Genomic DNA, 20406 nt, shown 5'->3' with positions numbered 1-20406 from the left:
GCTTCAAAACCTGCTCACGATTTTTTATGATGCCACGTCCGTGCCGAAACAGGCGGTAAAAAAAAAGCGCAAACAGGTTCTCAGACGGCCTATTACAGCCTATTCCTGCCAGCCGCCCAAGTATGACACCAATTCATCGAGCATGGTGCTCAAGGCTTCGGTCATCAGAATTTGCGAAGCAAACATCAGGCTGGCCGCATCATCGCCGTGCCCTTCGGCTTCTTCTTGCAACACATCCAGATATTGAATGCGCTTCAGTGTGAAATCTTGGGTGAGGATGAAGCTGATTTGCTCGCGCCAAGTCAGGCCGAGCTGGGTAACGGTTTTGCCGTTTTTCACATGCTGCACCACTTCATCGGCGGTGAGATCCTGCTTCGACACTTTCACCGTGGGCACCACATCGCCCACGCCTTTGAGCTCGCAATCGCTATCAAGCTCGAAGCCGCCTTCGGCCGCGCCGCGCAAAAGCCAGTCGGTCATCAGGCTGCCGGGCGATTGTTTGGTGTTGGGCAGGCTGGCTTCCAATCCGCCCAAGGCTTCGCGCAGCTTGGTGAGCAGGTTTTCCGCCTTGGCCGCGGCAGCATTGTTCACCAGCAAATAGCCGTGTTTGGTGTCGAAAATCGCTTGGCTGCGGCTGCTGCGGGTAAAGGCGCGCGGCAGCAAATCATCGGTAATCTGCTCTTTTAATTCTTGCTTTTCTTTGCGCCCGACATTGCGCGCTTCGGCATTTTGAATTTCCACCACACGCTCGTCGAGAATATCGCGTATCACGCCGGCGGGCAGCACTTTTTCTTCTTTTTTCAAGGCCACGCGCCACGTGTAATCAGCGGGAAACACCAATTCGGGTGAAAACGCCACAGGCGCGGCAAAACCCTCACTAAACCAGTCCAAACCCATGCAGGGCGCAAATTCGGCAGCAGCGAGCTTGTCGGCCAGCGTGTCCAACTCGGGCAGCTTGGCGGTGTTGAGCGGATAAAAACTGATTTGCTTAAACCACATGGTATCGTCCTCAAGGTCAAACCGCCGGATTATACAGCAATGAGGCCGTCTGAAACACCGCGCTGCGCTTTCAGACGGCCTCATTGCCTGCAAAACATGCGGGCTATTTCAAGCCGGGAAACGCGCCTTGCACGCCGGCAATCAGCATTTGCGCACCGATTACCGCCAAAATCAGCCCCATCATGCGCGTCATCACATTCATGGCGCTTTGCCCCAGCAGGCGCACCAATGTTTTGCCGTATACAAACAGCACATAAGTAATCAAACACAGTAGCGCAAAGGCGGCGATGGTGATTAATGTGTTGACAGGCGCTTCGTGCGCCGACAAATTCATGGCGGTGGCAATGGTACCGGGGCCGGCCAGCAGCGGCGTGGCCAGCGGCGACACGGCCACGCCCAGTTTATCGCCGCAGGCAGCCGCTTCGCCGGCAGGCGGATGATGCACCGCCGAATGCTGCCCTTGCAGCATATGAAAGCCAATCAAAAACACCAACGCGCCGCCGGCCAGCCGCAAAGCCGGCAGCGTCATGCCGAACATTTCAAAGATATAGCGCCCGCCCAAAGCAAACACCACAATAATGCCGAACGCAATCAGCAAGCCTTTGCGCGCCACTGCTTTGGCCGTGGCTTCATCATCACCAGCGGTGAGGCTGATATACACGGGCAGGCTGGACACAGGGTTCATAATGGCGAAAAAAGCCATAAAGGCCAGGCCGAATTGGTGCAGATAATCCATATTTTTGCTGCCTTAAAATTAAAAACTCACACTTGCCAATCAATCGGCGTATGCCCGTGTGCCTGCAAATAGGCGTTGGTACGGGAAAAAGGTTTGCTGCCGAAAAAGCCGCGATAGGCCGAAAGCGGCGACGGATGCGGCGAAGCAATCACCAAATGGCGCGTGCGATCGATAAACGCGCCTTTTTTCTGCGCGTGGCTGCCCCACAAGATAAACACCAAATGCTCGCGCTCATCGGCTAATTGGCGGATTACCTTGTCGGTAAAGGTTTCCCAACCAAGTCTGGCATGCGAATGCGCCTGATGCGCGCGCACGGTGAGCACGGCGTTGAGCAGCAACACGCCTTGCTCGGCCCAATGCTGCAAATAGCCGTGCGCGGGCATTTGAAAGCCGGCGATATCTTCGGCCAATTCTTTATAAATGTTTTGCAGTGAGGGCGGAATCTGCACATCGGGGCGCACCGAAAACGACAAACCGTGCGCCTGCCCTTCGTTGTGATATGGGTCTTGCCCCAATACCACCACTTTCACCTGATTGAATTCGGTGGCTTTGAAAGCATTGAACACATCGTGTGCCGGCGGGTAAATGACTTGCCCGCTCTCACGCTCTGCTTTGACGGTGTCCAAAATCTGCCGGAAATAAGGCTGCTGCTTTTCCTCGCCCAGCGCTTCGCTCCAAGTATTCATTGCGATATTCCGTTTAAACAATGCGCGTTATCATAACATGTTTGCCCATACGCAAAGGCCGTCTGAAAGCATTTGGCTTTTTCAGACGGCCTTTCATTCAAACCCATTCAAGCTTCGGCGCGAATCTGCTGCAAGAAGCGGCGGGTGCGCTCGTGTTGCGGATTGCGGAACAATTCTTCGGGCGCGCCCTGCTCCACAATCACGCCGCCGTCCATCACCACCACTTTGGTGGCCACATCGAGTGCGAATTTGATTTCGTGGCTCACCACCACCATGGTCCAACCCTCTTGCGCCAGATTTTTCATGGTGTCGAGCACATCTTGCACAAGCTCGGGGTCGAGCGCGGAAGTGGGCTCGTCAAACAGCAACAATTCGGGCGCAATGGCCAATGCCCGCGCAATGCCTACGCGCTGCTGCTGGCCGCCGGAGAGCTGATAAGGATAAAGATCGGTTTTGTCGCCCAAGCCCACTTTTTGCAGCAGCAAAAGCGCTTGCTCGCGCGCCTCGGCCACGCTTTTGCCCTGCACCGCCACCGGCCCTTCCATCACGTTTTCCAGCGCGGTTTTGTGCGGAAAAAGATTATATTGCTGAAACACCATGCCGGTTTTGCGGCGCAGCGCCAAAATGTCTTTTTTCGACGGATGCCCGGCAAAGTTGATTTTCAGCGGCGCTTCACCGCTAAATTCAATCATGCCCTGCTCAGGCATTTCCAGCGCGTTGAGGCAGCGCAGAAAAGTGGTTTTGCCGGAGCCGGAAGGGCCGAGAATCACCACCACATTGCCTTTGTCTACATCCAAATCAATGCCGCGCAAAATTGGGTTGCCATCGAATGCTTTGTGGATATTGCGGATTTTAATCATCGTGCAGGCTCCTTATTTCGCCACATAGCGGTCGAGGCGTTTTTCGATACGCGCCTGGGCGATAAAGAGGAAAAAGCAAAACACCCAATACACAAGCCCGGCCTCGATATACACCGGCAAGAAATCATAGCTGGCGTTGGCGATTTGCTGCGCCACGCGGAAAAGCTCGGTGATGGTCACCACAGAAGCGAGCGAGGTGTCTTTAAACAGGCTGATAAAGGTGTTGCTCAAGGGCGGCACCGACACGCGGAAAGCCTGCGGCATGATGATGCGGCGAAAGGTCTGCATATAAGTCATGCCGATGGAAAAGCCGGCTTCCCACTGCCCTTTGGGCACCGACAAAATCGCCGCGCGTATGGTTTCCGAGGCATAAGCGCCGATGTTGAGCGAAAAGCCCACAATGGCGGTGGGCAGCGGATCCAGCCGAATGCCGATGGCGGGCAGGCCGTAAAACACAATCATCAGCTGCACCAGCATCGGCGTGCCGCGTATGGCCGACACATAAAATTTCACCAGCAGCAGCGCAAGCTTGTGCAGCCAGCCGCCGGCCGGCACCACGCGCAGCAATGCCACGCCCACGGCAATAATCAGGCCGAGGAAAAAAGAAACGATGGCCAGCGGAATCGAATATAAAAAGCCCGCTTTCACCATCGGCCAAAAAGCGTTTATCACCAAGGCCGCGCGGGCCTCGGTCATAAACGGCAGGGTGCTCAATAACTCATTTAACACTGACATCTACACCAAAAAATTGTTCGCCCAGCTTTTTCAAAGTGCCGTCTGCACGCAATTCTTCCACCGCGCCGCTGATTTTGGCCAGCGCTTCATCGTTGCCTTTGTTCACAATAAAACCGGCACCGATTTTTTCATCGGCAGGCGCAGTCCAGGCCACTTGCAGGCCGGAATTGGGATTTTTCTTCAGATAATCGAGCAGCGCGAGCGAATCGTTAAAAGTAAAATCGGCGCGGCCTTGCTGCACCAACGCCAGCGCTTGCGCCATGCCGTCGACCGGCACGATTTTGGCACCGGCTTTTTCGGCCATTTCGCCATAATTGCTGCTCAAGGATTGCGCGGAAGACAAACCTTTCACATCGGCCAGCGTTTTGATGCGCTGATCATCTTGGCGTGTGAGCGCCATCGGGCCCGAATAGCTGTAGTCGGCCGATTTGTCGAAAGTGGCTTGGCGCTCGGGCGTGGTCAGGCTCACCTGGTTGGCCACGATATCGAAGCGGCCGGCTTTCAAGCCCGCTAGCATGGCATCCCATTGGGTTTCTTTGAAATCCACCTTCACGCCCAATTTATCGGCCACCGCGCGGGTGACTTCCACATCGTAGCCCGTGAGCTTGCCGCTCTCATCGTGATAAGTGAAGGGGGCATATGTGCCTTCGGTGCCCACGGTAACAGTGCCTTTATTGTCGATGCGCGCCAACAGGCTGCCCTCGGCCGCTGCTGCCGGCGCAGAAGCGGCCGATTGCGCGGCGCTGCCGCCCTCGTTGCCGCACGCGGCCAACACCAAAGCGGCCACGCCGCCCAAAACGAATTTTTTCAACATAAACACACCTTTTTGTGAACAATCTTACCCAATAAAACAAATATTGTACGATATGCGCGCGGCAAACACAAAGAACCGCTGTTTATAAGCGCAAGCCATGCTGAGCCTGTATTTATATAAAGGAATCACCGCCACAACACACCGAAATCAAGCTGCTTGGCTTTCAGACGGCCTCTGAGGGCAAATCCCACGCCACCCGCAGCGTATAAAGCCATATTTGCGCACGCAATAAATCGGGCGATGCTTCGGCAATCTGAATGCAATCGGCCAAAATGCGGCGGCGCTCAGGCTCGGGCAACGCAGCCGCATCATTCAATGCAGCTTGAATATTTTGCCAACGCTGCTGCGGCAGCCGCACCGATGCCGTTTGCAGCGGCGCAGCCAACACTTCGGCAGTAAACGCTGCGATTTGAACAGCATCGCCTTGCACACCGCCGCCCTGCCCCTCTGCATTTTTAGCGCCCGCATAAACCCACAACAGCAGCCACACGCAAGCCTGCATCAACGTGGGTTGCTCATTGGCGGTAAAAGCCGCGTCGGCATCTTGCCACAGCTCGGCCAGCATCTCATCGGCAGCGGCTTGCGGCAGCATCTCATCCAATGTGTCGATATAATCTGCCGGCGCCGGCATGTGTTGCACCAAGCGCGCCAGCGTGTCTTGCCGCAGCGGATTGTGCAGCAGCCATTGCTGCCGAAGCGCTTCGGGCACGTCCATTTCGCCGGCCAGCATCAGCCCGGCCAAAAGCGGCAGCCGCTCGCCGTCGCCGGCGGCCGAGCGCCAGGCGCGCGGCGCGGTGCGCTGCCAGGCGGCGCTGCGTGTGGCTGCGCCGGGGCGGAAAGCTTCGATGCGCCGGCGCATGGCGGCGGCGCGCGCTTCGTGTTCGTTTTCCAGCGCTTCTGCTTCGGCATCCGCCCACGAAGCTTCGCGGCGCACCTGCGCAAAACCGAGCCAGCCTTCATATTGCATGCCGCCGGCAGCGGCATGGTCGATTTCATCGGCCAACTGGCGCGCCCGAAACGGGCTTAAACGGCGGATGCGCTCGATGGTGGCCGGATGGGTGGCGGCGAGCTTGTCGAAAATATCCGGCTCGTGAATGCTGCCAAACATAAAATGCGCATATTCGGCAGCATGCCACGAATGCAGGCGCTGGCGCGGCACCACGGCGATTTTGTGCAGCGCGCCCACCATGCCTTCGGTTTGGCGGGTAAACTGCACCGCCGAAGCATCGGCCAAAAATTCGCGCTGGCGGCAAATCGCCGCCTGTATCCAGCCCGCCAGCACGTTGCCGAGGCCGCCGATCAGCATCAGCAGCCCGCCCAAAAACGTGAGCGGCAGCGACACCATACAGCCGGCCACCGCCGCTTCGGCCTCGTTGGCCGATGTGTCGCGGCGCGGTTTCAGACGGCCTTTTTGCCGATAATCGAGCAAATCCGTGCCAAACATCAGCCAGCGGGCGCACACGGTAATCAGCTGCAAGCCAAACAGCCAGCCGGTGAGGCGCATATTCAGGCGCATATCGCCATTGGCAATGTGGCTGAATTCATGCGCCACCACCGCTTGCAATTGGGCGCGGTCGAGCTGTTGCAACGCGCCGCGGGTAACGCCGATCACGGCATTGGCCGGCGTGGTGCCGGCGGCAAATGCATTAATGCTGCCATCGGGCAGAAGATACACTTTCGGCACCGGCATCATCGCCGCCAGCGCCATTTCTTCCACCACATTCATCAGCCGCCGCTCGGCCGCAGAGGCCGGCGCATAAAGCCGCGCGCCTTCCAGCGCTTCGGCCACCACCTCGCCGCCGCCCGACAATTCGCGCAAACGCCAGGCACTCGCGCCCAGCATTAGCGCCGACCACGCCGCAGCAATCAGCCCGTATTGCAGCGCACCGGCATCCTCGCGCAAAAACAGCCCTACCGCCCAAGTGAGCGCCGCCACCGTGAGCGACAAGGCCGCCACATAAAGCCACACCAGCCACAAAGTGTAGCGCCGTGCCTGCGCCTGCCCTTTAAAAAACCGCATCAAGGCTGCCCCGCTGCTTACAAACGCACGCGCGGTGCCGCTTGGATTTCGGCGGCATCGTCAAATTGCAGCAAGGCGGCGTTTTTCTTGTGGCCGAAAAAATCGGCTAACAGATTGGCCGGAAACGATTGGCGCAAGGTGTTGTAATCCATCACCGCATCGTTATAAGCCTGGCGCGCAAAAGCCACGCGGTTTTCGGTGCTGCCCAATTCTTCGCTCAGCTGCATCACGCTTTGGTCGGCTTTCAATTCGGGATAGGCTTCAATCGCCACATGAAGGCCGCGCAAAGCGCTGTTGAGCGCGGTTTCGCTGTGGGCGAGCGCTTCGAGCGAAGAAGCGCCCGGATTGGCCGCCGCCGCGCGCAAAGCCTGATCGGCACCGGCGCGCGCCTGCGTCACTGCCTCAAGCGTGCCGCGCTCGTGCCCCAAATAAGCGCGCACCGCTTCCACCAGATTGGGCACCAAATCGTGCCGCCGCTTCAGCTGCACCTGAATTTGCGCAAACGCATTGAGATAAAGGTTTTTGGCGGCCACCAGTTTGTTGTAAAGCCACGCCGGCCACAACACCAGCACGGCCAACAGCAATAAAGCCACTAAAATGCCCATATGATTCCCCTTTGTAAAATATTAATGGTTTCAGACGGCCTTGTTTACGCCATATGATAAGGATGGATATGCTTCAATTGCTCGGCAATCGCCACCCGTGTGTTTTCTGCATCGTAATGACTTTGCAGGTTCAGCCAGCTTTGCGCATCGGTGTTGAAAAAAGCAGCCAGCCGCAAAGCCGTGTCGGCCGTGATTGCGCGCTTGCCTTTCACGATTTCGTTGATACGGCGCGGCGGCACATCGATGGCTTTGGCCAAAGCATATTGGCTGATATTCATCGGCTTGAGCCAATCTTCCAGCAGAATTTCGCCGGGATGGGCCAAAGGTATTTCTCGCATATTCATCATTAATTTGCCTTTCCTGATTCTTTAATGATAATCCACAATTTCAACACAGCAGGCATGGCCGTTTGCCCAGATAAAGCAAATCCGCCATTGATCATTGATGCGGATGCTGTGCTGACCCTGCCGGTTGTCTTTCAACGCTTCCAAACGATTGCCGGGCGGTATTTTCAAAAAACTCAAATCCGCAGCGGCATTCAATTGTTGCAGTTTGCGCATCGCTACCGCTTCAATATTGGCAAACCGTTTCACCCGCCTGCCTTGAAACAGGGCTTTGGTGTCTTTGCAGTAGAATTCGGTAATCATCGCCAAATAATAACGAAACCCGTTAATAACGTCAAACGTTATTGATATTACCAAACATTTCATTCGCACCCCAATCAGCTATAATACAGGCCGTCTGAACCCTTTCCCCTATTCACCGAGCCGCCTTATGAACCGCATCGCCGCCCTGCCCGACCATCTTGTCAACCAAATTGCCGCCGGCGAAGTGGTGGAGCGCCCCGCCAATGCCTTGAAAGAAATTGTGGAAAACAGCATTGATGCGGGGGCGGATGAAATCAACGTCGAGCTATCCGGCGGCGGCATCAAGCTGATCCGCGTCACCGACAACGGCGCGGGCATTCATGCCGACGATATCGAATTGGCGCTTTCCCGCCACGCCACCAGCAAAATCGCCAGCCTCACCGATTTGGAACATGTGGCCAGCATGGGCTTTCGCGGCGAAGGTTTGGCCAGCATCGCCTCGGTTTCCCGTCTCACCCTCACCAGCCGCCGCGCCGAAAGCAGCCACGCCCGGCGCATCAGCGCGGCCGACGGCAAGCTGCACCCCGGCGGCGCGGCGGCGCATCCTGTGGGCACCACCGTGGAAGTGGGCGAATTGTTTTTCAACACGCCGGCGCGGCGCAAATTTCTTAAGTCTGAAAACACCGAATACGCCCATTGCGCCACCATGCTCGAGCGCCTGGCGCTGGCCCACCCGCACATCGCTTTTTCACTCAAACGCGACGACAAAGCCGTGTTTCACTACCCCGCCCAAAGCCTGCACGAGCGCGTGGCCGCGGTGGTGGGCGAAGATTTTCAAGCAGCCTCGCTTGAAATCGACAGCGGCGAAGGCCTCATGCGCCTAAGCGGCGTGATTGCCAAACCCACGTTTGCCAAAGGCAAAAGCAGCCAGCAATATTGTTTTGTCAACCGCCGTTTCGTGCGCGACAAAGTAATGATGCATGCGGTGAAACAAGCCTACCGCGATGTGCTGCACCAAGCGCTCACACCCGCTTTTGTGCTGTTTCTCGATTTGCCGCCCGAAAATGTCGACGCCAATGTGCACCCCACCAAAACCGAAATCCGCTTTCGCGACAGCCAGGCCGTGCACCAATTGGTGTTTCACACCCTTAACAAAGCGCTTGCCCACACCCGCGCAGACCAAACCGAGAGCGTGGGCAATGCCGGCCAAGTGCTGCACGAAATGTTGGGCGTGCAGAGGCCGTCTGAAAGCCTTTCAGACGGCCTCAACATGCACACACCGCAACCCAACAACTTCGGCGGACTCAGCAGCGGCAAATCCGCGCCCGCCGCCTATTCCCCCGCCGCACGCCCGCAACAGCGCAGCCTTTCCCTGCGCGAAAGCCAAGCCGCGCTCAACACCTACGCCGAACTTTACCGGCGCGAACCGCAAAACCCGGATAACGATGCTGAATTAAGCCAGCTCGAGCAAGCCCGCTTCGGCTATGCCGACAGGCCGTCTGAAAACTTTTCAGACGGCCATGAAGCAGCGCACAACACCCCGCCGCTGGGCTTTGCCATCGCCCAATTATTGGGCATCTACATTCTCGCGCAAGCCGAAGAGAGCCTGCTGTTAATCGACATGCACGCCGCCGCCGAGCGCGTGAATTACGAAAAAATGAAAGCCCAACGCCAAGAAAACCGCCAAATCGCCAGCCAGCAATTGCTGATACCCGTCACCTTTGCCGCCAGCCACGAAGAAGCCGCCGCACTGGCCGATCATGGCGACACCTTGCGCGAATACGGGCTTGACCTTTCCAGCCTCGGCGGCAACACCCTCGCCGTGCGCGCCGTGCCGCAAATGCTCGGCAAAAGCGACGTGGCCGCGCTGGCGCGCAGCATGTTGCACGAAATCGCCCAACACGGCAGCGCCCAGAGCCTGGAAGCGCGCGAAAACGCCATTTTAAGCACCATGGCCTGCCACGGCTCCGTGCGCGCCGGCCGCAAGCTCACCCTGCCCGAAATGAACGCGCTTCTGCGCGACATGGAGCGCACCCCGCGCAGCAACCAATGCAACCACGGCCGCCCAACTTGGGTGAAGCTCACCCTCAAAGAATTAGACGCCTTGTTTTTGCGCGGGCAGTGATGTCATGTCAGGCCGTCTGAAAAAGTGCGCAAATCGGATACTTGTATCCGATATTTGCCGCCAAGACCAAAAATATCTTGTTCTGCGAACAAGTCGTAGGTCGGATACTTGTATCCGACATTTATCTCAGCCCCGCAAATCTTGTTCTGCGAACAAGCGTCGGATTCGAGAATCCGACCTACGGCTTCTTGTTGTGCGGGCAGCAAAGCCATACTGAAAGGCCGTCTGAATGAAAAAGTTTCAGACGGCCTAAAGCAATCTGGCAAGCCATCAAGCCGTTTGGCTGCACATGCGTCAACGCCCACATTATCCCGCAAACTTTATTTTTTCACCGCCAAGCTCACGGTGAAAATGCCATCACCATCTATCCATTGGCGCACTTTTTCAAAGCCGGCTTTTTCCACTAATTGATCCATTTCCTGCTGGCTGCGGCGGCGCATCACCCAATCCTGCCCTTCGCGGTGGCTGGAGAGGCAGCGGGCGATCATTTCGAGCTGCGGGTGCCACGGCTGGCCGGTGTAGATCAAATAGCCGCCGGGCTCAATCGCATCGCCGAAGCCATAGAGCGACTGCAAAATCAAATCGTTATCGGGAAATAATTCGTGCAAACCCGACACAATGCCCAAGGTGGGACGCGGGTTGAGGTTTTGATAATTGGCGCGATCGTAGGCATTTGCTTCTTCAAACGATACGGTGCTTTGCAAGCCGCGCTCGGCAATCAAGGCTTGCCCGGCGGCTACATTAATCGGGCTGTAGTCGCGCAGGCGCACGCTCTCGGGCAGGGCTTCGGCGGCGAGCGCATCGAGCACATAGCGGCCGTGCCCCGATGCGATATCGAGCACGTGCACGGGTTTGCCTTTTTCGCGCAAATGCTGCGTGGCCGTCTGAATGGCTTGGCCGATATTGGCTTTGCGTTGGCGGATACCGCGCCAGCCGACGGCATCGAGATAATAGCGGTCGATGGCGCGCCCGAAAGCGTTGCGGCCTTGCGGCCGGTTTTGATACACATAATCGAGTGTACTGCCCGAATCGAAGCCCGTGTCCACGCCGAGCTTCACGCCGGTTGACCAATGCCGCCCCAAGCGGGTAAAGCGGCGCTGCGCCGCCCAATAAGCGCCGCGCGGCGTAAACGGCGACAGCGGCGTGGCCAATTCATCGGCTTCGCGGCGGCTCGCGCTGTGGATATGCGCATCGGTGACATCGGTTTGGGCATAAGGCCCGGCAAAGCACGCGCGGATAAAGCGGCGGATATGCGCAAAAGCCTGCTCGCGTCCGGCTTCACCCAAGGTGTCGTGATAAAAGCCTTTGAGCACATGGCGCTCTTTGATGCGGCTGCCCAAGCGGTTGTAGAAATCGTGTTGCGGCCGGTGGTGCACCACCCAATCGCTGCCTGAAATCAATAGCTGTATCGGCGTGGTGATGGCGGCGGCATCGGCCACCACACGTTCGCCCGCATCGTAAAGCCCCAGCAAAATGCGCACCGAAATAGCGCGCGCAATCAGCGGGTCGGTGTTGTAGCTGTCGATGCGCGCGGGGTCGTGGCTGAGATAATGCGCTTTCACATAGCTTTGCACGAAAAAATTGCCGCGCCATTTCTGCATCAGCTTCAGGCCGCTGCGGGCAAAGGGCACATAAAGTTTCACTTTAAAAGCCGGTGAAGCCAGCACGGCGCAGCGGATTTTCGGCGCGTAATCATGCAGCCAGGTGCTCACCAGCACCGCGCCCACGCTTTGGGCGATCACGGCGGTGTTTTGCGGTGCAATGCCCCAGGCCGTCTGAATGTGGTCGAAAAAATCCTGAATATCCGCCACCGATGCGGCCAGGCTCGGGCTGTCGCCGCGCTCGCCCGGGCTCTCGCCGTGGCCGCGCGCATCCCAAGCGAAATAGGCGAATTCATCCAAGCCGGCTTCATCGGCAATGTGCATCATGCGCGCCGAATGCTCGTGGCCGCGGTGAAACAGCACAATGGCTTTATCGTTGCTGCCGTCTTTGGCGGGGCGGTAGCGGTAAAACAGCTCGGTGCCGTCGCGGGTGGTGAAGGTGTGTTGCTGTTCAGTCATCTTCAGTTTTCCAAAGGTTGGGCAGCGCCTGCATGCGCTGCAAATCGGTTTCGGGCGTGTGGGCAAGCTGCGTCCACCTCTCGCGTGGGCGGTGGTGCTCCGCACGGCTTTGATTAACGCCGGTAACCATTTTGACTTTACCGTTCAAAAAGTTAGCACTGTAATATGATTCATCATGACTGGCACGGGAAAAAGACAGGCCATCGGCACCAATCAGCCGCATTACACCGTTTTGATAGCGGAATTGGTAACGGTTTATCTGCGTTTCGTAACTGCCACAACTGAGCCAATAAGACACATTCAGCCATAACCTGCCGCGTTTGATGCCAATCACCGCTTCATCTTGCGCCTTTTCATCCAGCGGGTCTTGCAGACAAGGCGCTTCCAGTGATGCTTGCGGCGGCAGCAGGCTGTCGGGCGATTGCGCCAGCAGGCGATAACCTTTATTTTCACGCACCAACACCAGCAGGCGGCGCGGATTGGTGTCGAGCACATCCGCGCCCAAGCCTTCGTTTTTCAGGCGCAAAGCCGGGTTTTGCTGCTGGATAATCAGCGCGGCATCGGCGCGTTGGTCGCCATTCAAATCGCCGCTTGCATAATGCGTGGCCGCCCAGCCCGGCGGCACGGCTTGCTGCAAAGCGGCCGGCAGCTTCATTTCTGCCGCAACGGCTGCCGGCATCAAGATGGCGAAAATGATCAGCTGTTTCATTTTGACGCTCCTTTTTTTCAGACGGCCTTCAAGCCATTGGCCACGCGCCGCCAGCATGTCCACAGCAATGCCGCAATCAGCAGCCACATCACCGCATCGAGCCCGCCGGGCAGGCTGCCCGCGAGCGCATACCACAAAGCCAGCGCGCCAAACACAAACGCGCGGTCGCTCTTGCCCATCGGCCCGTCGTAGCGGCGGCCGTTGCCGTGCACCTGCCCGAGCACGCCGCAAAATTCGCTCATCGCCGCCAGAAAAATCAGCAGGCCGATTTGCAGGCCGCCAAAAGGCGCAATAAAGGCAAACGGCAGATAAAGCGCGGCATCGGCCGCCACATCGGTGATTTCGTTTAAATAGCCGCCCAGCGCCGATTGCTGGCCGAATTCGCGCGCCAACATGCCGTCCACCGCATTGAGTGCCATGCGCAGGAAAAACCACAGCGGCAGCAGCCAAAACCAACGCGGCGAATCCGCCAAAGCGCACAACAGCAAGCCCAGCAGCAACGACACTGCACAAGCCGCCAGCGTTACCTGATTGGCGCTGATGCCGCGCCGGTGCAGCGCGCGCACGGCGGGGCGCAATAATTGTTGGAAGCGCGGTTTTAAGGCATAAATGCTCATTTTGTTCCTTGCAAAAAACTCGAGATTAAAGCTTGAGGCCGTCTGAAAGCAATGGTGATGATGTGTTTAACCATACGGCATTTGCTTATCTGTGGCAAAGCATTGAGGCCGTCTGAAACCTTTCAGACGGCCTGCACACCTTTACCCGTTCCAAAAATAGCGCACCACGTGAAAAAACACCGGCGCGGCAAAGCAAACCGAATCCACCCGATCGAGCATGCCGCCGTGGCCGTGAATCAGATTGCCCCAATCTTTCACGCCGCGATCGCGCTTGATGGCCGACATCACAAGCCCGCCCAAAAAGCCCATGATGCAGATAATCAAGCCGATTAAGGCCGCCTGAAAAGGGGAAAACGGCGTAATCGGATAGAACGCGGCGGCCAGGAGCGTGGCGCTGGCTATGCCGCCCACGGTGCCCGCCACCGTTTTCGAGGGCGAGAGCGCGGGCATGATTTTGCGTTTGCCCAAAAGCTTGCCCCACACATATTGCAACACATCGCTGGCCTGCACCACCGCCACCAAAAACACCAGCAGCAAAATATTCTGCCCTTCAAAGCCGGCGATTTTCAGGTTCATCAAAGCCGGCACATGCGACAAACAGAAAATGCTGATCATCACCGCCCACTGGATTTTGGCCGTGCGCGCCAAAAAATGGTCGGTGTCGCCGCCCAGGCTTGCGATAATCGGCAGCAGCAAAAAGCCATAAACCGGAATAAAAATCGAAAACATGCCATACCAATCGGTGAGCACAAACCAATATTGCAGCGGCAGCAACACATAAAAACACACCACCATCACCCGATGGTCGGCACGCCGGCTTTCCACCAGCGACAAAAATTCGCGCAAAGCCGCAAACGACACCAAGAAAAACAACACAATCGTGCCGATGCGCCCAAGCCAAAAAGCCAGCAGCAACACCGCCGTCATCACCCACCAGGCATTGATGCGCGCATTCAGATTATCAATCGTGGCATTGGCCTGCCCGTGCAAGCGCCATTTCAAAGCCGCCGCAATCGCGCTGGCCAGCAGCAACACCCCGAAAATCGCCGCAAACACCCAGCCCGCCTGCGGGTTAAACGCCTGCACCGCCGCATGGCCGTCTGAAAAAATGCTCATGTTTCCCCCTTTTCCGCCGCGTTGGGCGCCAAAGCCAAAAGCGCCGCCTGCGTGCGCTGCAAAAATGCCGCCTTCTCTTCGCCTTCGTTTAAATAAAGCGCCGGCCCCACCGCCACTTCACACAGCAGCGGCACCGGCAGCAAGCCGCCTTTGGGCAGCACGCGGTTGATATTGTTGAGCCACACCGGCACAAACGCCGTGCCCGGATTTGCCGCAGCCAAGTGGTAAAGGCCGCTTTTAAACGGCAGCAAACGCACTTCGTCGCTGGTGTTGCGCGTGCCCTCGGGAAAAATAATCAGCGAATCGCCCTGCTGCAAAGCCTCGTCCATCTGCGCAATCATCTGCTGCGGATCGCCGCCTTGACGTTCAACCAGCAAGCCGCGAAACACTTCTTCAATCACAAAACGGCGCAGCCTGCCGCGCAGCCAATAATCCGCCCCCGCCACCGGCCGCGCATGAATGCGCCAGCGCTTGGGCAGCGAAATCCACACCAGCACAAAATCACCGTGGCTGTTGTGGTTGGCATAAAAAACCGTGCCCTCGCTCGGGCAATCGAGCTGCTGCGGCTGCTTGGGGCGCACACCGGTGATAAACGAAGTGGCCGCACACAACACAGCATCAATGATGCGCGCCAACATGCTGGTGAATATTTTCCGGCTCATCGCCCGTTTCCTTTTTTATCGCACCGCTTTATCTTAAAGTCTGTTCGCAAGGCCGTCTGAAAAAATTTCAGACGGCCTTTGTCACCGTAGGTGTGATTAGCCGCAAGACGGCGTAATCATACACATGGCGCGCACACCAACAGCCCGCAACCACATAGGCCGTCTGAAAGAAAAGCTTCGAGCAGCCTTTCTTAAATTATTCACACAAAATATCAAAACGATAGCGATGCCGATAAGGGCGCAACAGCCGCCGCAAACAGCAAACACAGCACCAACACCAGCTCCAAAGCCAGCGCACACAGCCACACACGCAGCAAACGCAAGGCGCCGCGGCAGCGCGCCTGCATGCTGCGCGGCGCCACCGCCTTGCGCAAACCCAGCGCCGACAAAGCCGCATCCAGCTGCGCCGGCGTTTGCCTGCCTTCTGCAAAACCGGCAAACAGGCGCGCATCAAAGGCCAGCCGCAGTTGCAAAAAGCAGCCTATCGAGCCGGCGAACAACGCCAAAGCCGCCAGCCACGCAGGTGCAGCCAGATAAACCGCCGCCGCCATCAGCAGCAGGTTCAGCCCGCCCGCCCACATCGCAGCGCGTAATAATTGCGCCGTGGTATAGGCCAATTGTTGTTCGGATTCATAATCCATCATGCCTGCTCCATTTCCCGTTTGGCCGTCTGAATGCTTTGGCGCACCGCATCGGGCAACACCATCTGCGGCCGCACCTGCCGCAAGCGCGCCACCGCCGCATCCAAATCAGCACAACCGCCATATGCCCACAGCCACAGCAACACCACCGCCGCGCTGCGCCCGTAGCCCAGCGCGCAACACACCAACACCGGCCGCCCTGCCCGCCGCATTTGTTCCAATAGGCGCACGGCGCGTATCAAATCGGCGCATTCCGGCGGCACCATATCCAGCATCGGCACGGCGGCATAATGCTCAGGCCGTCTGAACAGCGGATATTCTGCACACACATCCACCACCGCTTCACATTCCGCCGCCGCCAAAATGCTGCCCACATGCACATTTTCGGCCACCGCCACGCTTTTGGGCACACCACGCAGCCAATAAGCCATATTCAGCCGCACCACGATGAAATAAGGCAGCAGCCACACAGCCACCGCCGCGCTGTGCCGCCCATCGGCCTGCTTTTGCAAAGCCTGCGCACCCAAGCCCGCATAAGCGGCAGCCAACAAAAGGCAGGCCGAGGCCGGCCACAGCCACCACAAAGCCGCTCCGCCCATGCAGGCAAGCCCGGCAAACAGCAACACCAAACCCGCATAAAAAACCAGCCAGCGCTTATGCGCCCGCTGCGGCTGCAAGCTGCGCCGCAAAGGCATGCCGCCCGCCTGCGGAAACAGCCACCACACCAACAAGCCCGCCCACAGGCCGGTGGGCATATCGATAAAATGATGTTGGTAAGTGGTGAGCACCGAAAGCGCAATCAGCAGCAGCCACGCCAGCCACAACCCGCGCCAGCGCTTCGGCAGTCGCGGCCAATAAAAGCGCCCCACAATCAGCGTGAGCATAATATGCAGCGAGGGCGCTTGATTATAAGGCTGGTCAAACGCCGCCAACGAAGCAAACAGCCAGCCCGACAGCCCCGCCGCTTCCGGCTTCGGCCAACTGAATTGCAGCGGCCACACCATAAAACACACCACCGCAATGGCTTGCGCCAGCAGCAATTGCGCCGTATAGCGGCGCAATTCAGAGCGGGTGCGGCACAGAAAAAAGCCCAGCGCATAGAAAAGATTCAGCGTCCAATAAGGCACAATCGTCCACGCCCAAAACGGAATCTGCCGCTCCCAGGCAAACGCGATTTCCGCCACCGGCGCGCGCACAGCGGCGAGCCGGTTGGCCAAGCCGTAGGTGCTGTAGAAAATCGCACCCATCAACAGCAAATGCCGCAGCGCTTCATAAAAGCCCGGCCGGCGGCCATCGTCAACTGCCGTTATGTTTGACACGCTGTGTCCCTTAAAATTAATACGGCGGTTGCAAACCCAACAAATCCACAAGCCGTCTGAAACCTTGGGTTTATCAATCCAACCTATAGATACGGCAACTAATTATTGAATATTCACATCCTCTTGCCCGCAGCAGAAACCTGTTCCCTCTCCCGTGGGAGAGGGCTAGGGAGAGGGCAACAAGCCAAAGGCTTGTTTGCCGGCATCTGAAAATGTTCAATATTTAATTGCCGAATCAATATGCTGTGGCAGTATGCAGTTTTGTGTCCTTTTTTCCTGCATTTCACTATATCTGCCGCACCCGCGCAAGCGATGAAAAGGGCGTTTTGCAAAGGCTTGAGGCCGTCTGAAAAAAGGCCGTCTGAAAAGCTTGCTGACTGTGCAGCTTGATTTCAGACGGCCTTGAGCCTTTATCGTTAAAACTCTTCATACACCGCCGGATCCTGCCCGGCCAAACGGCCGTCGGGCTTGGCCAGCGTGGCGATGGCGGCCATATCGTCGGCGCTCAATTCAAAATCAAACACCGCCAGATTCTGTCGCTGGCGCTCGCTGTTGGATGATTTCGGTATCGGCAGCGCGCCGTGTTGCAGCTGCCAGCGCAACACCACTTGCGCCACCGATTTGCCCAAGCGCGCGCCGATGTCGGCAATCAGCGGGTTTTGCAGCAAATCGCTTTTGCGTCCCAGCGGGCTCCACGCCTGCGTGGCGATGCCGTGGCGGCGGTGGAAAGCCAGTGCTTCATCTTGCGGAAAAAAAGGATGTAGCTCGATTTGGTTCACCGCCGGACACACGCCGGTTTCGGCCATCAGCCGCTCGATGTGTTCGGGCAGAAAATTGCACACGCCAATCGAGCGCAGCAAGCCTTTTTGCTGCGCTTCTATCATCGCCTGCCAAGCTTCCACATAAAGATTTTGGCGCGGATTAGGCCAGTGAATCAGGTATAAATCGAGATAATCGAGGCCGGTGCGGTAGAGCGATTCTTCGATGGTGCTCACCGCTTCGGCATAGCGCTGATGGCGGCCGGGCAGCTTCGAGGTAACAAACAATTCGCCGCGCGGCAGCCCGCACTCGCGCACCGCCGCGCCCACGCTGCCTTCGTTTTCATAATTAAACGCCGAATCGAGCAGGCGGTAGCCGTTGGTGATGCCCTCGAGCATCGAAGCCACGCCCTCGCGGCCGTTGAGCTTGTAAGTGCCCATGCCCACGGCCGGCATGCCTTGGCCGCTGTTGAGGGTGAACACAGGGTGAACGATATTCATGCCAAGCACCTTTCTTGTTGAGTGGTATTGAGTGAAGCAAGGCCAACCCTACCTTGCGCCGGCATTTTTTTCAATACCGCGCTTATCGAGTTTTTCCAGATAGCGGCGCAGGCTTTCCATATCGCCAAACACATGCTGCCCGCCCAAACGCGGCAGCCAGCGAGTGCGCAGCAGCAAATCGCGCGGCTGCTGGCGCAGGCCGTAAACCAAAATCGGAATGCCTTTTTCCTGATAAAGCTCAAGCAATTCTTCCAGCGATTCTTCGCCCGATGAATCAATATAAATCACGCTGGAAAAATCCAGCACCAGCGCCCGCTCGGGCACATTCACGAGCAAGCTTTCGATAAACTGCACCGCGCCGAAAAAGAGCGCGCCGGTAAGCTTATACACCGCCACGCCGTTGCTGGCGAAATTATCGGGCAATTGCGCAGGCTCGGCGGTGGAAAGGCTGGAAATCCGATAAATAAAGATAAAGCAGGCAAAGAAAATGCCCACCTCCACCGCCACGGTTAAATCCACCACTACCGTGAGCACAAACACCGATAGCAAAATCACCCGATAAGGCAGACGGAAAGTGCGCAAGCGCACCAATTCGCGCCATTCGCCCATATTCCACGCCACAAACATCAAAATCGCCGATAAAGCCGCCAGCGGAATATATTGCGCCAAAGGTGCCGCCACCAGCACCACCACCAGCAAGGCGAGCGCGTGCACAATGCCGGCCACCGGGCTGTTGCCGCCGTTTTTGATGTTGGTTACCGTGCGGGCGATGGTGCCGGTGGCCGGCATGCCACCGAAGAAAGGCACCACCATATTGGCAAAGCCCTGCGCCAGCAATTCCTGATTGGAATCGTGTTTGTCGCGTATCATGCTGTCGGCCACGCGCGCGCACAAAAGCGACTCAATCGCGCCCAAAAGCGCCAGCGTCAAAGCCGGTAAAAACAAACCTTTCACCGCTTCCCAGCTATAGGTGGGCACGGTGAATTCGGGCAAGCCTTGTGGAATACCGTTAAACTTGCTGCCGATGGTTTCCACATTCAGCCCGAAAAACTGCACCGCCAGCGTGGCCGCCACCAGCGCCACAATCGAGCCGGGTATCAGCGCCAGCGAGCCCGACATGCGCGGCAGCAGGCCGGCTTTTTCGCTCAACTGCGCCGTTTTTTTCATGCGCCACTGCCAGCCGACAATAATCACCAGCGACAATAAAGCCACGCCCAAAGCCTGGCCGTTCCACGTGGGCAGCGCCTGCCACAAGGTTTGCAGCAGCGCGAAAAATTCCGCCGGCATTTTGCCCTCTATCTGCAAGCCGAAAAAATCTTTAATCTGCGATAAGCCGATCAGCACCGCAATGCCGTTGGTAAAGCCGATAATCACCGCCACGGGAATAAATTTAATCAATATGCCCATGCGCAAAAAGCCCATCATCCACAGCATCACGCCCGACATAAACGTGGCCAGCAGCAGCCCGCCCACGCCGTATTGCTCCACAATGCCATACACAATCACGATAAACGCGCCGGCGGGCCCGCCGATCTGCACGCGCGAGCCGCTGAAAAGCGAAATCAGCAAGCCTGCGATAATGGCGGTAAACAAGCCCGCTTCCGGCTTCAGCCCCGAAGCAATCGCAAACGCCATCGCCAGCGGCAGCGCCACCACCGCCACCGTAAGCCCCGCGCCCAAATCTTTGAAAAAGCGCTCTTTGCTATAGCCCTTGCCCAGCTCAAACAGCTTGGGGCGGAAGCGGGTGGTGAATTTCATGGCCGGCCAGTTAAATAAGGTAAAAATTAATTATAATTTATTTGCACGCCATTGTGCTTGATGCAGCGCAGAAATAAAGGTGCGGCTGAATCAAGCAG

21 protein-coding genes are annotated in these 20406 nt (G+C 57.4%); 1 reads left to right on the top strand and 20 read right to left on the bottom strand.

From position 1 onward, the window contains the following. Positions 1 to 99: 99 nt before the first annotated feature. The 10 genes from EV680_RS03560 to EV680_RS03515 all read right to left on the bottom strand — a co-directional run bounded on the left by EV680_RS03560 (position 100) and on the right by EV680_RS03515 (position 8015). Complete coding sequence (locus EV680_RS03560; protein ID WP_132953275.1) at positions 100 to 999, bottom strand: recombination-associated protein RdgC; 900 nt, start codon at positions 997 to 999, stop codon at positions 100 to 102. Positions 1000 to 1102: 103 nt separating this feature from the next. Beyond that, positions 1103 to 1735 carry a MarC family protein gene (locus tag EV680_RS03555; RefSeq protein ID WP_132953273.1) on the bottom strand — a complete coding sequence of 211 codons (633 nt, stop codon included), beginning with the start codon at positions 1733 to 1735 and terminating at the stop codon, positions 1103 to 1105. Between the two features lie 26 nt (positions 1736 to 1761). Next, positions 1762 to 2421 carry a uracil-DNA glycosylase gene (ung, locus tag EV680_RS03550; protein ID WP_132953271.1) on the bottom strand — a complete coding sequence of 220 codons (660 nt, stop codon included), beginning with the start codon at positions 2419 to 2421 and terminating at the stop codon, positions 1762 to 1764. A 107-nt stretch (positions 2422 to 2528) separates the two neighbouring features. Next, positions 2529 to 3281, bottom strand: coding sequence for an amino acid ABC transporter ATP-binding protein (locus EV680_RS03545; protein WP_132953269.1), 753 nt, complete (start codon positions 3279 to 3281; stop codon positions 2529 to 2531). A gap of 12 nt (positions 3282 to 3293) precedes the next feature. Next, positions 3294 to 3977: an amino acid ABC transporter permease gene (locus tag EV680_RS03540; RefSeq protein WP_424580109.1), complete on the bottom strand. Its 684-nt coding sequence runs from the start codon at positions 3975 to 3977 to the stop codon at positions 3294 to 3296. Positions 3978 to 3999: 22 nt separating this feature from the next. After that, positions 4000 to 4830, bottom strand: coding sequence for an amino acid ABC transporter substrate-binding protein (locus EV680_RS03535; protein WP_132953267.1), 831 nt, complete (start codon positions 4828 to 4830; stop codon positions 4000 to 4002). A gap of 163 nt (positions 4831 to 4993) precedes the next feature. After that, a complete protein-coding gene (locus EV680_RS03530) occupies positions 4994 to 6850 on the bottom strand; it encodes a M48 family metalloprotease (protein WP_132953265.1) in 1857 nt (618 codons plus the stop codon). 17 nt (positions 6851 to 6867) lie between these two features. After that, entirely contained in the window at positions 6868 to 7455 is a 588-nt protein-coding gene (locus tag EV680_RS03525) for a LemA family protein (RefSeq protein ID WP_132953263.1), read from the bottom strand. A 44-nt stretch (positions 7456 to 7499) separates the two neighbouring features. Then, positions 7500 to 7802 carry a HigA family addiction module antitoxin gene (locus EV680_RS03520; protein ID WP_243650331.1) on the bottom strand — a complete coding sequence of 101 codons (303 nt, stop codon included), beginning with the start codon at positions 7800 to 7802 and terminating at the stop codon, positions 7500 to 7502. 21 nt (positions 7803 to 7823) lie between these two features. Then, positions 7824 to 8015, bottom strand: coding sequence for a type II toxin-antitoxin system RelE/ParE family toxin (locus EV680_RS03515; protein ID WP_243650332.1), 192 nt, complete (start codon positions 8013 to 8015; stop codon positions 7824 to 7826). 214 nt (positions 8016 to 8229) lie between these two features. On the opposite strand from EV680_RS03515, the gene mutL reads away from it, so the two are divergent. Next, positions 8230 to 10167, top strand: coding sequence for a DNA mismatch repair endonuclease MutL (mutL, locus tag EV680_RS03510; RefSeq protein WP_132953261.1), 1938 nt, complete (start codon positions 8230 to 8232; stop codon positions 10165 to 10167). A 2-nt stretch (positions 10168 to 10169) separates the two neighbouring features. Here mutL and EV680_RS03505 read toward each other — a convergent pair whose 3' ends face one another. The 10 genes from EV680_RS03505 to EV680_RS03460 all read right to left on the bottom strand — a co-directional run bounded on the left by EV680_RS03505 (position 10170) and on the right by EV680_RS03460 (position 20308). Then, positions 10170 to 10379: a hypothetical protein gene (locus tag EV680_RS03505; RefSeq protein WP_132953259.1), complete on the bottom strand. Its 210-nt coding sequence runs from the start codon at positions 10377 to 10379 to the stop codon at positions 10170 to 10172. A 108-nt stretch (positions 10380 to 10487) separates the two neighbouring features. After that, positions 10488 to 12227, bottom strand: coding sequence for a bifunctional alpha/beta hydrolase/class I SAM-dependent methyltransferase (locus EV680_RS03500; protein ID WP_132953257.1), 1740 nt, complete (start codon positions 12225 to 12227; stop codon positions 10488 to 10490). Beyond that, positions 12220 to 12936: a hypothetical protein gene (locus EV680_RS03495; protein ID WP_132953255.1), complete on the bottom strand. Its 717-nt coding sequence runs from the start codon at positions 12934 to 12936 to the stop codon at positions 12220 to 12222. The genes EV680_RS03500 and EV680_RS03495 overlap by 8 nt, the downstream gene beginning before the upstream one ends. A 17-nt stretch (positions 12937 to 12953) precedes the next feature. Then, a complete protein-coding gene (locus tag EV680_RS03490) occupies positions 12954 to 13553 on the bottom strand; it encodes a CDP-alcohol phosphatidyltransferase family protein (RefSeq protein ID WP_132953253.1) in 600 nt (199 codons plus the stop codon). 141 nt (positions 13554 to 13694) lie between these two features. Further along, positions 13695 to 14669 (bottom strand): phosphatidate cytidylyltransferase, encoded by a 975-nt coding sequence (locus EV680_RS03485; protein WP_132953251.1) that lies wholly within the window; start codon positions 14667 to 14669, stop codon positions 13695 to 13697. Next, positions 14666 to 15331, bottom strand: coding sequence for a lysophospholipid acyltransferase family protein (locus EV680_RS03480; RefSeq protein WP_243650330.1), 666 nt, complete (start codon positions 15329 to 15331; stop codon positions 14666 to 14668). The genes EV680_RS03485 and EV680_RS03480 overlap by 4 nt, the downstream gene beginning before the upstream one ends. 212 nt (positions 15332 to 15543) lie before the next feature. Continuing rightward, on the bottom strand, positions 15544 to 15975 hold the full coding sequence (locus EV680_RS03475; RefSeq protein ID WP_132953249.1) for a hypothetical protein: 432 nt from the start codon (positions 15973 to 15975) through the stop codon (positions 15544 to 15546). Then, positions 15972 to 17291: a phosphatase PAP2/dual specificity phosphatase family protein gene (locus tag EV680_RS03470; RefSeq protein WP_243650329.1), complete on the bottom strand. Its 1320-nt coding sequence runs from the start codon at positions 17289 to 17291 to the stop codon at positions 15972 to 15974. Before EV680_RS03470 ends, EV680_RS03475 begins: the two co-directional genes overlap by 4 nt. Positions 17292 to 17707: 416 nt before the next feature. Continuing rightward, the gene (locus EV680_RS03465; RefSeq protein ID WP_132953247.1) at positions 17708 to 18550 is read right to left on the bottom strand and encodes an aldo/keto reductase; all 843 of its coding nucleotides are present in this window, start codon (positions 18548 to 18550) and stop codon (positions 17708 to 17710) included. A 48-nt stretch (positions 18551 to 18598) separates the two neighbouring features. Further along, entirely contained in the window at positions 18599 to 20308 is a 1710-nt protein-coding gene (locus tag EV680_RS03460) for a SulP family inorganic anion transporter (RefSeq protein WP_132953245.1), read from the bottom strand. Positions 20309 to 20406 lie beyond the last annotated feature (98 nt).

The organism is Uruburuella suis (assembly GCF_004341385.1).
Lineage (GTDB): Bacteria > Pseudomonadota > Gammaproteobacteria > Burkholderiales > Neisseriaceae > Neisseria > Neisseria suis.
The sequence above is the reverse complement of the archived record's forward strand: the minus strand, read 5'-3'. Positions and strand labels throughout refer to the sequence as shown.

What these genes read in the sequence shown, in the direction of transcription:
- EV680_RS03560 (WP_132953275.1), bottom strand. Translation starts at nt 999, where the DNA reads ATGTGGTTTAAGCAAATCAGTTTTTATCCGCTCAACACCGCCAAGCTG.
- EV680_RS03555 (WP_132953273.1), bottom strand. Translation starts at nt 1,735, where the DNA reads ATGGATTATCTGCACCAATTCGGCCTGGCCTTTATGGCTTTTTTCGCC.
- ung (WP_132953271.1), bottom strand. Translation starts at nt 2,421, where the DNA reads ATGAATACTTGGAGCGAAGCGCTGGGCGAGGAAAAGCAGCAGCCTTAT.
- EV680_RS03545 (WP_132953269.1), bottom strand. Translation starts at nt 3,281, where the DNA reads ATGATTAAAATCCGCAATATCCACAAAGCATTCGATGGCAACCCAATT.
- EV680_RS03540 (WP_424580109.1), bottom strand. Translation starts at nt 3,977, where the DNA reads ATGACCGAGGCCCGCGCGGCCTTGGTGATAAACGCTTTTTGGCCGATG.
- EV680_RS03535 (WP_132953267.1), bottom strand. Translation starts at nt 4,830, where the DNA reads ATGTTGAAAAAATTCGTTTTGGGCGGCGTGGCCGCTTTGGTGTTGGCC.
- EV680_RS03530 (WP_132953265.1), bottom strand. Translation starts at nt 6,850, where the DNA reads ATGCGGTTTTTTAAAGGGCAGGCGCAGGCACGGCGCTACACTTTGTGG.
- EV680_RS03525 (WP_132953263.1), bottom strand. Translation starts at nt 7,455, where the DNA reads ATGGGCATTTTAGTGGCTTTATTGCTGTTGGCCGTGCTGGTGTTGTGG.
- EV680_RS03520 (WP_243650331.1), bottom strand. Translation starts at nt 7,802, where the DNA reads ATGATGAATATGCGAGAAATACCTTTGGCCCATCCCGGCGAAATTCTG.
- EV680_RS03515 (WP_243650332.1), bottom strand. Translation starts at nt 8,015, where the DNA reads ATGCGCAAACTGCAACAATTGAATGCCGCTGCGGATTTGAGTTTTTTG.
- mutL (WP_132953261.1), top strand. Translation starts at nt 8,230, where the DNA reads ATGAACCGCATCGCCGCCCTGCCCGACCATCTTGTCAACCAAATTGCC.
- EV680_RS03505 (WP_132953259.1), bottom strand. Translation starts at nt 10,379, where the DNA reads ATGGCTTTGCTGCCCGCACAACAAGAAGCCGTAGGTCGGATTCTCGAA.
- EV680_RS03500 (WP_132953257.1), bottom strand. Translation starts at nt 12,227, where the DNA reads ATGACTGAACAGCAACACACCTTCACCACCCGCGACGGCACCGAGCTG.
- EV680_RS03495 (WP_132953255.1), bottom strand. Translation starts at nt 12,936, where the DNA reads ATGAAACAGCTGATCATTTTCGCCATCTTGATGCCGGCAGCCGTTGCG.
- EV680_RS03490 (WP_132953253.1), bottom strand. Translation starts at nt 13,553, where the DNA reads ATGAGCATTTATGCCTTAAAACCGCGCTTCCAACAATTATTGCGCCCC.
- EV680_RS03485 (WP_132953251.1), bottom strand. Translation starts at nt 14,669, where the DNA reads ATGAGCATTTTTTCAGACGGCCATGCGGCGGTGCAGGCGTTTAACCCG.
- EV680_RS03480 (WP_243650330.1), bottom strand. Translation starts at nt 15,331, where the DNA reads ATGAGCCGGAAAATATTCACCAGCATGTTGGCGCGCATCATTGATGCT.
- EV680_RS03475 (WP_132953249.1), bottom strand. Translation starts at nt 15,975, where the DNA reads ATGATGGATTATGAATCCGAACAACAATTGGCCTATACCACGGCGCAA.
- EV680_RS03465 (WP_132953247.1), bottom strand. Translation starts at nt 18,550, where the DNA reads ATGAATATCGTTCACCCTGTGTTCACCCTCAACAGCGGCCAAGGCATG.
- EV680_RS03460 (WP_132953245.1), bottom strand. Translation starts at nt 20,308, where the DNA reads ATGAAATTCACCACCCGCTTCCGCCCCAAGCTGTTTGAGCTGGGCAAG.